At 58.5% G+C, this 13,897-nt stretch carries 9 protein-coding genes; 7 read left to right on the top strand and 2 right to left on the bottom strand.

Going from position 1 to position 13,897, the window contains the following annotated elements:
- Nucleotides 1-31 precede the first annotated feature (31 nt).
- Complete coding sequence (locus ACOYW2_RS25720; protein ID WP_482768415.1) at nucleotides 32-1,726, bottom strand: L-lactate permease; 1,695 nt, start codon at nucleotides 1,724-1,726, stop codon at nucleotides 32-34.
- Nucleotides 1,727-2,638: 912 nt separating this feature from the next.
- Here ACOYW2_RS25720 and ACOYW2_RS25715 point away from each other — a divergent pair.
- The 6 genes from ACOYW2_RS25715 (at nucleotide 2,639) to ACOYW2_RS25690 (ending at nucleotide 9,235) form a co-directional block, all read left to right on the top strand.
- Entirely contained in the window at nucleotides 2,639-2,818 is a 180-nt protein-coding gene (locus ACOYW2_RS25715) for a hypothetical protein (RefSeq protein ID WP_482420553.1), read from the top strand.
- Nucleotides 2,808-6,038 (top strand): hybrid sensor histidine kinase/response regulator, encoded by a 3,231-nt coding sequence (locus ACOYW2_RS25710; RefSeq protein WP_482768414.1) that lies wholly within the window; start codon nucleotides 2,808-2,810, stop codon nucleotides 6,036-6,038. The genes ACOYW2_RS25715 and ACOYW2_RS25710 overlap by 11 nt, the downstream gene beginning before the upstream one ends.
- Nucleotides 6,035-6,262: a response regulator gene (locus ACOYW2_RS25705; RefSeq protein ID WP_482768413.1), complete on the top strand. Its 228-nt coding sequence runs from the start codon at nucleotides 6,035-6,037 to the stop codon at nucleotides 6,260-6,262. Before ACOYW2_RS25710 ends, ACOYW2_RS25705 begins: the two co-directional genes overlap by 4 nt.
- On the top strand, nucleotides 6,259-7,485 hold the full coding sequence (locus ACOYW2_RS25700) for a sigma-54-dependent transcriptional regulator (RefSeq protein ID WP_482768412.1): 1,227 nt from the start codon (nucleotides 6,259-6,261) through the stop codon (nucleotides 7,483-7,485). The genes ACOYW2_RS25705 and ACOYW2_RS25700 overlap by 4 nt, the downstream gene beginning before the upstream one ends.
- Before the next feature lie 854 nt (nucleotides 7,486-8,339).
- A complete protein-coding gene (locus tag ACOYW2_RS25695; protein ID WP_482418635.1) occupies nucleotides 8,340-8,642 on the top strand; it encodes a Dabb family protein in 303 nt (100 codons plus the stop codon).
- Nucleotides 8,643-8,965: 323 nt separating this feature from the next.
- Nucleotides 8,966-9,235, top strand: coding sequence for a hypothetical protein (locus ACOYW2_RS25690; protein WP_180138370.1), 270 nt, complete (start codon nucleotides 8,966-8,968; stop codon nucleotides 9,233-9,235).
- A gap of 147 nt (nucleotides 9,236-9,382) precedes the next feature.
- On the opposite strand, the gene nifJ is transcribed toward ACOYW2_RS25690, so the two are convergent.
- On the bottom strand, nucleotides 9,383-12,922 hold the full coding sequence (gene nifJ, locus ACOYW2_RS25685; RefSeq protein ID WP_482418634.1) for a pyruvate:ferredoxin (flavodoxin) oxidoreductase: 3,540 nt from the start codon (nucleotides 12,920-12,922) through the stop codon (nucleotides 9,383-9,385).
- 309 nt (nucleotides 12,923-13,231) lie between these two features.
- On the opposite strand from nifJ, the gene ACOYW2_RS25680 reads away from it, so the two are divergent.
- Nucleotides 13,232-13,414 carry a hypothetical protein gene (locus tag ACOYW2_RS25680; RefSeq protein WP_482418633.1) on the top strand — a complete coding sequence of 61 codons (183 nt, stop codon included), beginning with the start codon at nucleotides 13,232-13,234 and terminating at the stop codon, nucleotides 13,412-13,414.
- Nucleotides 13,415-13,897 lie beyond the last annotated feature (483 nt).

Genomic DNA, 13,897 nt, shown 5'->3' with positions numbered 1-13,897 from the left:
TTTTTATACGTATGGCTTCTGTGCGGCCGGGTTAGAAGACCCCGGGGAACAGAACGTAGCAGAAAACGGTACCGATGGTACCGGCCATGATGCCATAGAGTACCAGCGGAATCATGGTGCGCCGAATGATGGTGCCTTCCATGCCCACCAGACCTACGGTGGCGGAGACAGCGACCACGTTGTGGACACAGATCATGTTACCCATGGCACCGCCCACGCCCTGGAGGGCGACAATGATCTCACGGCTGGCGCCGATGGTGGTGGCCAGGCCGTACTGGAAGTCGGCAAAGAGAAGGTCGGACACGGTACAGGACCCGGTGATAAAGGATCCCAGTGCACCCACATAGGATGCAAACATGGGCCATGTCTTACCGGTGATGGACGCCACAGCCTCTGCCATGGTCAAGGGCAGGGAGCTGTAGCCCAGGACGTTGTGCCCGGACTGCTTCATGATTTCTACCATGGCCACGGCAAAGAGCATGGCGATGGTGGGGTTCTTCATGCGGATGAAGCTCTCTTTCCATGCGCCGATGGCTTTTTCCGCCGGAATTTTGTGGAGGACGATGGTGATGAGGGCCACGAGCATAAACGGAATGGTACCGGGCAGGTAAAGGAGCTTGGTGGCAAAGTTAACGCTTTCATACCCCAGGATATGGGGGAAGCTGATTACCCATGAGGTGACCCATCCCTTAAAGGGCAGGGAACTTAAGCGGGTAAGCACCAGGATCACGGCAATAAGAACGTACGGCATCCAGGCCATGAGCTGGCTCATGCGGGGCTTGAGATCCGTTTTGCCGGGCTCGATTTCACCGACCCAATCCTTGTCCCAGGAAGCACGCTCGCCAAACTCCCAGATCTCTTCAGGCATGAAGAGCCCTTTTTTGGCAGCGGTCACAACAATACCGAGGCTCACGAGGCCACCGATAAGAGAAGGGAATTCAACGCCGACCAGAAAGGCCGTGGAGAGATAGACAACATCGAAGGTAACAGCGGTAAAAAGAGCAAATTTCCAGGCGCCCAGGCCTTCACTCCATTTCTTGTTCTTGCCGAAATAGCGGGTCAAAAAGCAGATCACGAAGACGAGAAGGAAGCAGGCGATGATGGCGTGGGTGATAGCGGCCCACTGGCCCACATGCTTGAGGAACCCATCAAAGGTGGTGAAACCGGTCTCGACAGCTCCGTCCGCCAGGGCCTGCTCGATGGGGGTTCGAAGGGTTTTAAAACCGAACCAGACCGGGGTACCGACGGCGCCAAAGGTTACGGGCACAGAGTTAAAGATCAGGCACACACACACCGCCGCCAGGGCGGGGAACCCCAGTCCCAGAAGCAACGGGGCCGCGATGGCTGCCGGCGTACCGAAACCTGCCGCACCTTCGATGAAGGCACCGAAGGTAAAGGCAATGATGATGGTCTGGATTCGGCGGTCCCGGGAGATTCCCAGGAACCCGTAACTGATCGTCTCCATGGCCCCGCTCACCTGCATGGTATACAGGATGATGATGGCCCCGAAGACGATGATCAAGACGTTAACGGCACTTCCGAAACCCGCAAGGGTCGACGCCGCAACAAAACCGGCCGGCATCTTCCAGACGGCCATGGCAATCACGGCACAGGCGGCCCAGGCCAAGGGCATCGCCTTGGTGGCAGGCCATTTCATACCAACCATGAAGATCAGTACGATGGCAATGGGAATAAAGGCAATGAGTGCTAATACACCTAACGACATTTCAAATCCCCCTAACTTTAGATTTGAGTGCGATGAACCCTGCACGTGCAGAGCATGTTTGGTACCCACGTTCACCCGCCTACACCATGGGGACGGCCCCGAGCCGTAAGAGAAGGAATGCAGATAAAGCCACAAAACGCTTCCACACCCGAGTTTCAATTTCCGTGCCTACAGCCCGTCCTTTTTTGTTTCGCCTTATCCGACGCTACGTTAGCCAGGGCCGGGGGTTGAATATCGTCCCGGGCGTGTAACGGTGTTCCCCCTAAAAACGCTCGGCCCTTTCCCGAAAAACAAACCGGTCTGACCAATTTCCCGGGATTTCCATGCGTGGGACGGTTCCAAAAAAAGGACTTCCTGCACCATCGACTCCGCCCCGGGCCTTCGGGGCTTTTGGCTTCTCCGCCATGGAGCAGGCCGACGAGGAACCCGAGATATCTCCTTGTATTCACCTGAAATAGAAGAGTAAGCCGCCATCAGGCGAGTTGCCGATCCCGCCCCCAAAAGTAACTGGTTTCAGGTAGAATCGGCAGGGTCTTTTTTTGCGGACCCACTGCCCGGGGAGGGGGCGGCGCCCTTTCTCCACATTGCCAGGTGGTGTAAGGTGATGAGGAACATCCGGTGTTTTCCACGCCACGGGGCCTTCGGGTTCCCGATCCCATCCCGGCCGGGGTCTTCCAAAGCGCTCACAGCACGTCACGGGAAGCCAAAACAGGGAACACTGGAAGGGGAGCGGCTGGCATGGATCTTGAACATTCAATTCTGTAGGGAGAGGCGAGGATCAAGGGGTACGGGAGCGTCCCCATGGACACATGGTACGGCGGGCGTTTTCCGGTATGCTTTGTCCATAATACGCTGATTTTCCGAAAAAAGGTACCATTGAGCAAACAGGATCCAAAAAGAGAGAGGAAGGTCATGATTCGCACGGTTACCCTCTGGCTGGCAGCAGCCGCGGCTATTTTCCTGACAGCCACACCGGCGTTGGCCGGTAAGACCAATGTGCTGATCCTCAACTCCTATGAAAACGGCTACGCGTGGTCCGACAAGATCCTGGAGGTCTGGTTAGGCCTTCAAAGAAAGCGGCGTGCCCATTGAGCTGCAGGTGGAGTACATGGACTCCAAAAGGTACCGGGGCGATGCCGTGGAGGAGACCCTGCTGGCCCTGTACCGGCACAAGCTCACCTTTTTCCGCCCCGATATCGTCATCGTCTCGGACAACAACGCCTTCCGATTTGCCGTCACCCACCGCCAGGCCCTCTTCCCGGAGGTCCCCATCGTCTTCTGCGGGGTCAACAACTACAGCCCGGAGCTGCTCCAGGGCCAGACCAAGATCACCGGCGTGGCCGAGTCCGTGGATATCTCGGGCAACATCGACATCGCCCTGAAGCTTCACCCCACCCGCAACCGCATCGTGGTGATCACCGACTCGTCGGCCACGGGGGTGGCGGTGAGCAGTGAGATCCGGGAGATCTATCCCGACGCCCACCGGCAGCTGCACATCGAATTCATCAACATGGCCAACCGGGACAACCTTTTTCAAACGGTCCGCGGGGCCACCGACGACACCATCTTCTTTTTCATTCCCCAGTACAGCGCAGGGGACGGCACCTTTTACGGTACAGCCGACATCGTTCCCGACCTGGAGAAAAACTCCCGGGCCCCCATCTACAGCTTCTGGAAATTCATGGTGGGCGAGGGGACCATGGGGGGCCGTGTCACCAGCGGTCGCCTCCACGGCGAGACCGCTGCCCACATGGCCCTGGAGATCCTGAGCGGGACCCCGGTCTCGGAGCTTCCTGTCTCCTACGACGCCCAGTACAGCTGGATCTTTGACCACAATCAGCTCAAAAAATTCAACATCCCCCTGACCGCCCTGCCCGACGAAGCCGAGATCCTCAACATGCCCCAGCCCTTCTACCGGCTGAACCGGGAGCTCTTCTGGGTGCTGGTGGTGAGCTTTGTCACCCTCACCGTGGTGCTGATCTTCCTGGTCATGAACATCATCATGCGCCGTCGGGTGGAGGAGGACTTAAAGGACCAGCTCTCCTTTCTGGAGATCTTCATGGAGACCGTGCCCGTCCCCATCTATGTCAAGGACCTCAACGGCCACTACCAGGGCGTGAACCGGGAATTTGAAAAGTGGTTCGGGGTAACCCGCGCAGAAATCCTGGGCCACACCGACGACCTCTTCTACCCCAAGGGGGTCCCGCCCCTTTCCGATGAGAGCGACACCCACCTTACCGCGGAAAACGGCATCCGGGCCCACCACGCAAGCATCTTCAAGCACGGCAGCGACAACCATCACGTGATCCTGCACAAAGCCACCTACCGCAACGCCAAAAACGAAATCTGCGGGCTCGTGGGGGCCATTCTGGACATCAACGACATGAAAAAGGCGCAATGGGACCTGCAGAAGGCCGAGGAGCGGTACCGGAGCATCTTTGAAAACGCCACCAAGGGCATCTTTCTCTCCGATCTTTCCGGCCGCCTCCTGAACATCAACAACGCCTTTGCCCAGATGCTGGGGTACGACGGGCGAAAGGAGGCCCTGGCCCATGTCGACAAGATCGAAAACCACTACGCCACCGAGGAGACCCGGAAAAAGCTCCGGGAGATGATCCGAAAGGGCGACACCATCCAGGGGCTGGAGATCGAATTTTACACCATCGGCGGCAAAAAGCGGTGGGCATCCCTCAATGCCGGCCTGGTGAGAAACAAGCACGGAGAGATGGAGCACATCGAGGGCATCGGCGAGGACATCACCCAGAGAAAGCTTGCGGAGATCGCCATGGAGGAGTCCAAAAACAAACTCCAGATCGTCCTGGACAACATCCCCCAGCTGGTCTACTGGCAGGACCCCTCCCTTACGTACGTGGGGGGCAACCGCTCCTTTAAGCTCTTCTACGACCTGGACCCGGCCCAAGAGGTCAACGTCACCTACACGGATCTCATGGCCGAACCCGAGGACATTCGCAACTCCTGCGAGGTGGATCGCACTGTCATCCGCTCGGCATCCCCGCGCTACCGGATCCGCCGCAACATCAAAAAACGCAACGGCAAGGAGGTGTGCCTGGAGATCAACAAGATCCCCTTGAGTGATGAGCACGGCCACATCACGGGCATCCTGGGCACGGCCGAAGACATCACCAAAAAGGTGAACCTGGAAAAGCAGCTCGTGCAGTCCCAGAAAATGGAGGCCCTGGGCACCCTCTCCGGGGGCATCGCCCACGACTTCAACAACATCCTGACCTCCATCATCAACTCCACGGAGCTGGCCCTGGAGGACATCGATCCCACGGCCATGGCCGCCGACGACCTCAAACGGGTCCTCAAGGCCAGCTCCCGGGGCAGCGAGCTGGTCAACCGCATCCTGGCCTTCAGCCGCCCGTCCCGGGAGGAACACCAGATCGTCAACGTCACCGACGTGGTGGCCGAGGCCCTCTCCCTGTTCCGCTCCACCATTCCGGGAAACATCGAGCTCAATGAGATCAAGAAGTGTTCGGAGTGCATCTGCCTGGCCGCCCCCACCCAGCTTCACCAGATCATCATGAACCTGTGCACCAACTCGTTTCACGCCATGAAGACCGGGGGCGGCACCATCACCGTCTCCGTGGCTCCGGCCGAGGTGGACGACCACCTGGCCGACCTGCTCAGCATCCAGGCCGGGGAGTACTGCCGCGTCACGGTCTCGGACAACGGCCCGGGCATCCCTTCAGAACTCATGGACAAGATCTTCGACCCCTTCTTCACCACCAAGGAGAAGGGGGTGGGAACAGGCCTTGGCCTTGCCGTGGTTCATGGTATATTCAAGGGGCACCGCGGGGGCATCCACGTCAGCAGCCTGCCCGGCATCGAAACCACCTTCGACATCTACCTGCCGAGGACGGAGAAACCCGATGTCCCGGCAGCCCAGCGCTCTTTCTCCCCTGCCACAGGCAAGGGAACCATCCTGTTCGTGGAGGATGACGAGGAGCAGCAACAAACTGTTCCCCGGGTTCTGGAGCGCCTGGGGTATCAAGTGCTGGTGGCCGGTGACGCCGCCACGGCTCTTGCCATCATCACCGCCCAGACCGAGGCCGTTGACCTGGTGATCACCGATTTTGACATGCCGGGGGACAACGGTTTTGTCCTTGCCGCCAAGCTCTGCAACATCGCACCGGCCTGCCCTGTCATCATCGTTTCGGGCCGCCAGAAAAGCCTCTCCATGGATCGCACGGAAAACGTCCGGAGCGTTCTTATCAAACCCTACAACCGCCAAAGCCTGTCCGAGGCCATCAACAGCGCCCTGCATCAGCAGCCCAAGGAGACCCCATGACCACCATCCTCATCATCGACGACGACATCGAGTTCTGCGAAACCATGGAAAGCCTCGTGGGGAGGATGGATCACCGCTGCGTCACCGCCCACACCCTGAAGGCAGGCTCGGACTTTCTCGCCGGAAACGACGTGGACGTGGTGTTCCTCGACGTACGCCTCCCCGACGGCAACGGACTCACGGCCCTGCCCCTCTCAAAAAAGCCCCTTCCGAGCCCGAGGTGATCATCCTTACGGGCCAGGGGGACCCGGACGGCGCGGAGCTGGCCATCCAGGGCGGCGTCTGGGATTACCTGGTGAAGCCCACCTCCATCAAACAGACCCGCCTGAGCCTCTCCAGGGCCCTGAAGTACCGGCAGGAGAAACAGGCCGAGACCCCGGTGGCCCTGAACCTGGACAACATCATCGGGGTGAGCCCGTCCATGCGCAAATGCTTTGACCTGGTGGCCAAGGCCGCCGTCTCCAATTCCCAGGTGCTCATCACTGGAGAAACAGGGACCGGCAAGGAACTCTTTGCCCGGACCATCCACGAAAACAGCGCCCGGGCAGGGCACAACTTTGTCATCGTGGACTGCGCGTCCCTCACCGAGACCCTCCTGGAGAGCACCCTCTTCGGCCACCGCAAAGGGGCCTTCACCGGGGCGGATGCCGACCGCACCGGCCTGGTAAAGGTGGCCGACGGCGGCACCCTCTTTCTGGATGAGGTGGGGGACATGCCCCTGTCCATTCAGCGCTCTTTCTTGCGGGTGCTCCAGGAAAAACGGTTCCGCCCCGTGGGCCAGACCCAGGAGGTGACCAGCAACTTCCGCCTCATCGCCGCCACCAACCGCAATCTGGAAGAGATGGTGGAAAAGGGCCAGTTCCGAAGGGACCTCCTCTTCCGCCTCTGGGCCGTTCACCTGGAGCTGCCCCCCTTGAGAAGCCGCAAAGGGGACATCAAGCGCCTGGCCATGTTCTTTGTGGACCACCTCTGCGAGGAGTACGGTGTGCCCAACAAGGGCTTTGACGCCGAGTTCTTTGAGACCCTCTCCGCCTACGACTGGCCCGGCAATGTCCGGGAACTCTTCAACGTCCTGGAGATGGCCTTCATCACCTCGGGGCGCACCACCACCCTGTATGCCATGGACCTGCCCAGCAACATCCGCATCAAGGTGGCCAAGGCCACCCTCACCCGGGAATCGGCGAGCACACCCGAGGCCGCCCCCGGGGACACCAACCCGCCCGTAAGCCGTATCCTCTCGGAAACCGAAGCCCAGGTGAGCCGCCATTTCGGAAACCGAATTCCGGAGATCAAGGAGTTCAAGGGGATCATGGAAGAGCAGTACCTGCGGGAGCTCATCCGCCACACCGGGGGCAACGCCAAAAAAATCATGCAGATTTCCGGGCTCTCCAAGTCCCATTTTTACACCCTTCTTAAAAAGAAGGAGATCTCCATCTCCTCGGACTAGCCTCCCTTGGCGGGGTTGAGCACCTCCTCTGTCAAGGTACCTTCGCCCCTGTGCGCATGCTTTCTGGGGCGAAGGAGGCCCGCCGGTCCTGCCGTGACGTATTTTTTTTACCAGGAAGAGGCGATACCCGAGCCATGAGGCAAACCACTGTTTCCCTTTCGGACGGAGTTCTGAATTTCGGACTTTCGGTCCTATTTTTCATAAGATGCGGCCAAAGGCGGCACGGTTTTTCCGATACACCGGAAGCCCCGTACTCCCAACACCTTACCTATCAACGCGTTACACTTTTCTATTGTGCATGGCATAATATTTGTATATTAACAAAGACAACCTGTTAGATTCTCTTTCTCCTGCTGGGTTTAACAGTGTTACACAGAAATACTCCAAAACTGCGTCTGATGGGGGGGACCCGTCCGGGTCCCCCCCATCAATCTCCCTTCGACCCCCATGCGCAGCGTCCCAAACTTCAGCCGTCTTCCCGTGCAGCACCACCGATGGCCGATCTGCATCCGGCAGCCCGGTTTTTCAATCGACGCACCATGAGCACGGCGGGACATATGAACCGAACAACACGGCTCTTTTCCGGGGCCTTTAACCATCGTCACTGAAAACCGACATCCTGTCTTCCGTGGGTTCCCTTCAGCCGGGGAACCTGAAGCCCGGCATCACCTTTCGGCCCGTCCCCATGGCGACCAGCGGTTGATGCCGGGCTTCATCTTTTTTTTTGGTGCCCAAAGGTGATATACCCCACGGATCGTGAACAGACGCCCTGCCATTCTTGCCGGGACGCCAGGCGGGAATGGTTCCAACGCACAACCGGACGGGTAACGCACCCGTTTTTTAAAGGAGGAACCATGCTCAAACATATTGTGATGCTCAAACTTAAGGACGAGGCCAAAGGCGCCAGCGCCGCGGAAAACGCAAACAAGCTCAAAGCCATGCTCGACGCCCTGGTGGGCAAGATCGATGAGATCCGGGCCTTTGAAGTGGGGATCAACATCTTCTCCGGAAGCCAGACCGCCCACATCTGCCTCTACTCCGAGTTCGACGATGAAGAGGCCCTGGACCGCTACGCCAACCACCCCGAGCACCAGCGGGTCGTGGCCTTTATCCAGCAGGTGATGAGCGAGCGCCGCGTGGTGGATTACCACGTCTGATCCTTATCCCTCTTCCCTTTGTTCAACCCCACAAGGGGGCCGTCCGGTCCCCCTTGTGCCCTACCCGCGTCCACGCCGGAGCCCCAGAGGTTCCCGGCCTTCTTCTTCCCCACTTTTTTTGTGCCCCCCCCGTTGCATGAAGACCTCCGTCCGCTGGCCTTTTCCATGAGAATTGGGCCTCATTATGCTGCACTGCAACATTTTTATACTTGACACAAGTACAGGCTGCGTTACATTGTTTATCGAAACAATACAAAGACGTTATACATCCACTTCACCCAAGCCAACCCATCCTTAACCCATCCATATAACGGAGGTGCAGCATGAGCGAGACCACCAGTTTTATCCGCAAGGCCTATGAGTTCAACAAAAACGGTTTTGAAAATGCTTACAACGCCATGGGCTCATTCCAAGAGCAGGCAGAAGAGGTCACCCTCCGGCTTATCGGTGACAACCCCCTCTTCCCCGAGCCGGCCAAAAAGATCGTCAAGAGCGGTTTCGATGCATGCAAGCAGGGCCGCGAGACCTTCAAGGGCCAGGTGACCAAGAGCCAAAAGGCCTTTGAGGACCTCTTGACCACAGCCAACCTCTGATCCCGGGCCTTGGGTTAGCCACCGCCTTTTCAAAAACAAAAAAGCCGCCCTTTCCAAATAATCCGGAAAGGGCGGCTTTTTTTTATTCGACCCGCATCAGGTGATGCGCGTTTTTTTCGTTTTTTACGGTGTCAGCTCACCGGGGGCCTACTCGCCGCCCATGTCACGCTCAGCGAGGTGCTTGTACATTTCGTACTTTTTGAGCATGTCCTCTTCGATCTTCGCACGAAGGGCTTTGGACTCTTCGGGGAAGCTCTTTTCCAGGGCTGCGTAACGGTTCTCACCGCCCAGGAACTCCTGGATGGTGCCGTTGGGCTCTTTGGACTCAAAGATGAAGGGGTTCTTGCCTTCGTCTTTGAGGAGGGGGTTGTACCTGTACAGGGGCCAGTAGCCGCACTCAACAGCCAGCTTGGACTCTTCCTGGGTTTTGCCCATGCCTTTCTTGATGCCGTGGTTGATGCACGGAGCATAAGCGATGACCAGTGAGGGACCGGGGTAAGCTTCGGCTTCCAGCAGGGCTTTCAGGGTCTGCTGCTTGTTGGCGCCCATGGAGATGTAGGCCACGTAGACGTAACCGTAGCTCATGGCGATGGCGCCGAGGTCTTTTTTGGAGACCTTCTTGCCGGAGGCTGCGAACTTGGCGATGGAACCGGTGGGGGTAGCCTTGGAGCACTGACCGCCGGTGTTGGAGTAGACCTCGGTATCCATAACGAAGATGTTGATGTCTTCGCCGGAGGCCAGGACGTGGTCCACGCCGCCGAAACCGATGTCGTATGCCCAGCCGTCGCCACCGAAGACCCAGAAGGACTTCTTGGTGAAGAGGTCGGCCTGTGCAGCGATCTCATCGATCAGCTCGTTTTCCAGGGGCTCGACAACCAGGAGGGCTTCCATGGTCTGGCCGGCTTTCTTGGAACCTTCGGCGTCGTCCATGTTCTCGACCCACTCGCCCATGGCAGCCTTGAGCTCATCGGAGATCTCAAGTTCCATGGCAGCCAGGACCTGGTTCTTCAGGGCCTTGCGGCGATGGGTGATGGCAACCTGCTTGCCGTACCCGAACTCTGCAGCGTCCTCAAAGAGGGAGTTGCCCCAGGTGGGACCGAAGCCATCCTTGTTGACGCAGTAGGGAGACGAGGGAGCAGAAGCAGCCCAGATGGAGGAGCAACCGGTGGCGTTTGCCACGAACATGCGGTCCCCGAAGAGCTGGGTGATGAGCTTGACGTAAGGGGTCTCACCGCAACCGGAGCATGCACCGGAGAACTCGAGGAGGGGCTTCTGGAGCTGGCTGCCTTTGACGCTGGTCTTGGGCATAACCTCATCTTTGAACTCGATGGTCTCGGAGAACTCGTGGTTGGGCACCTCAACGGCGGTCTGGGTAGCCAGGGGCTTCATGACCAGGGCAGGGGTCTTGGCAGGACAGATGTCTGCACAGTTGCCGCAACCCAGGCAATCCAGGGTGTTGACCTGAATACGGAACTTGTACTTGCCTTTGAGCTCCTTGCCGATGGCGGGCAGGGTGGTGAAGGTTTCGGGTGCGCCTTCCAGCTCCTCATCGGTAGCCACAACGGGCAGGATGGATGCGTGGGGGCAGACAAAGGAGCACTGGTTACACTGGATGCAGTTTTCAGCGATCCACTCGGGAACCTCGATGGCCACACCGCGTTTCTCGTACTGGCTGGTGGCAACGGGGAAGATGCCGTCGGGCTCGAAGGCGCTGACGGGCAGGGTGTCCCCTTTCTGGGCCAGGATGGGCTTCATCACGTCGGTGACGAACTCGGGCAGATCAGCCTGGGCGGGCTTCTCGATCTCAGCTTCGGCCCAGCTCTCGGGAACAGCCACTTCCACGAGCTTGTCCATGGCCTGATCCACGGCTTCGATGTTCATGTTGACGATCTTGTCGCCCTTCTTGCCGTAGGTCTTCTTGATGTCGGCCTTGAGGTACGCGATGGCCTCATCGATGGGAAGCACGTTGGCCAGCTTGAAGAAGGCGGTCTGCATCACCATGTTGATGCGGTTGCGCAGGCCCACTTCACCGGCGATCTTCACGGCGTCGATGGTGTAGAACTTGATCTTCTTGGTGGCCAGGACACGCTTCATGCTGCCGGGGAGACGGGTCTCCATCTCATCGGCGCTCCAGGAGGAGTTGAGCACGAAGGTGCCGCCCTCTTTGATCCCTTCCAGCACGTCGTACTGGTTGACGTAGGCGGGCACGTGGCAGCCCACGTAGTCGGGGGCGGTGACCAGGTAGGTGGAGCGGATGGGTGTGTCACCGAAACGCAGGTGAGACACGGTGATGCCGCCGGACTTCTTGGAGTCGTAAGAGAAGTAGCCCTGGGCGAACTTCTCGGTGTTGTCCCCGATGATTTTGATGGCGCTCTTGTTGGCGCCGACGGTGCCGTCGGAACCGAGGCCCCAGAACTTGGCCTGAACCGTGCCCTCGGCATCGGGGTGAATCTCGTCCACCACGTCAAGGGAGGTGTAGGAGACGTCGTCCTTGATGCCCACGGTGAAGTGGTTCTTGGGTGAGGTGGCCTTCATGTTGTCGTAGACAGCCTTCACCATGGAGGGGGTGAACTCCTTGGAGCCGAGGCCGTAGCGGCCTGCGGTGATCTGGGGAGTCAGGACGTTGCTCTCCATGAAAGCGGTGCAGACGTCGAGGTAGAGGGGGTCGCCGATGGCGCCACGCTCTTTGGTACGGTCCAGAACGGTGATGCGGTCGCAGGTGGCGGGCAGCACGTTGAGGAAGGCTTCGGTGACAAAGGGACGGTAGAGACGAACCTTGACCAAACCGATGCGCTCGCCCTGGGCGGAGAGGTGGTCGATGGTCTCTTCGATGGTCTCACAGGCAGAGCCCATGGCAACGATGACGCGCTCGGCTTCGGGGTGACCCACGTAGTCGAAGGGGCGGTACTTACGGCCGGTAACCTCGTACACCTTGTCCATGTAATCGGTGACGATGGCGGGGATGGCATCGTAGTAGAGGTTGGCGGCTTCACAGCCCTGGAAGTAGATGTCGGGGTTCTGGGCGGTGCCGCGGATCTCGGGGTGCTCGGGGTTCATGGCGTTGGCCTTGAACTCCTGAACGGCGTCCATGTTCACCAGCTCTTTAATGGCGTCGTACTCCAGCACGTCGACCTTCTGGATCTCGTGGGAGGTACGGAAACCGTCGAAGAAGTGGAGGAAGGGCACGCGGCCTTCGATGGTGGCCAGGTGGGCTACCAGGGCCATGTCGTGGGCTTCCTGAACAGAGTTGGAGCAGAGCATGGCAAAACCGGTCTGACGGGTGGCCATGACGTCCTGGTGGTCTCCGAAGATGGAGAGAGCGTGTGAAGCCAGGGCACGGGCCGTGACATGGAAGACACAAGGGAGCAGCTCCCCTGCGATCTTGTACATGTTGGGGATCATCAGCAGGAGGCCCTGGGAAGCGGTGAAGGTACTGGTCAGCGCACCGGCTGCAATGGCACCGTGAACCGCGCCCGCCGCACCGGCTTCGGACTGCATCTCCTTGATGGTGAGGGTTTCGCCGAAGGCGTTCTTCTTACCGCCGGCAGCCCACACATCGGCATTCTCGCCGATGGGAGTAGAGGGGGTGATCGGATAGATGGCCGCCACGTCGCTCAGGGCATAGGCCACATGGGCCGCTGCCGTGTTACCGTCAATCGTCTTTTTAAACTGTTTCGTCTGATTCACAAGAAGACTCCCTTGTCTTTGTTTGTTCTCATGCCGCAGCCCTGGCTGGTGCGGTCCGCCGGCTGCACCGCCCCGAAGGGGACGGACGGATGCACGTCGTTGTTATATGAACCCCGCCTGAGTTAACGCAAACGGAGTGTGTTGCCTGTGTCGGTGCTGCCGGTTGGCACAAAAATCAAAATCTCTGCCTCCGGCCCCCGGACCAATCAGAAAAAACCGCCTGAAAAACCAGGCAGTTGATTGATATGGGCATTATGAGAAGTCGAAAACCACCCATGCGGAGTGGAATTTTTCATATAAGGAAAGAAGGTGAAAAATGTTCTGGTGTTTTGGCATTACGCCCGCACGGGCGGTTTTCGACAACCCGGGAAACATACAAAAGTCGTGCCACAATTTCAAGCAAACAAAGCTTACCTGCTGGGATCCCGTGATCAAGCAGAATGTACCTTAAAAAAACGACGCAAAAAAAAGGCTATTTCAATAGGAGGTTAGCGTCAGGAGAGGAGGAACCTTGTGGTTGAAACGAAAGGGAAATCAATTTTGCCAAAACACGTTTTTTGGTCCCCAGGGCCCGCATTGGTCGCCCCGGGGACTGTTATCCACGCGAAACAGCCGTCCGTTGCGTATCCCGCGGTGAGCACCATGGACGCCATGACCGATGGCCATACACCCTGTGAACGAAACGTCATGAAATGATCCACGTTACCGGCTGCAACGGGCCTTTCAGGCGGCGTTGCGCCCCTTGGGCGCCGAAAAAGGGAGCACAGAAATATATCCGTATATAACCGGCATGTTAATCACACATCCTCCATTTTTAACATCTTTGATACACCGGGAAAAGTCCGATTTTTCGAACCCCGCGTATGGAAAAAAGGAAGGCCCCGTTCCGGGGAGAGGCACCTACGGGCCGGCTCCCCTCTGGGGTGGATAAAAAAAACCCGCCCCGGTGACACCATGATCCTGTGGGAGGGGGCT

The sequence above is a fragment of the Desulfoluna sp. CLI2B genome, from assembly GCF_056847375.1.
Note: the sequence above shows the minus strand (reverse complement) of the source record. Positions and strands in the feature narration are given on the sequence as shown.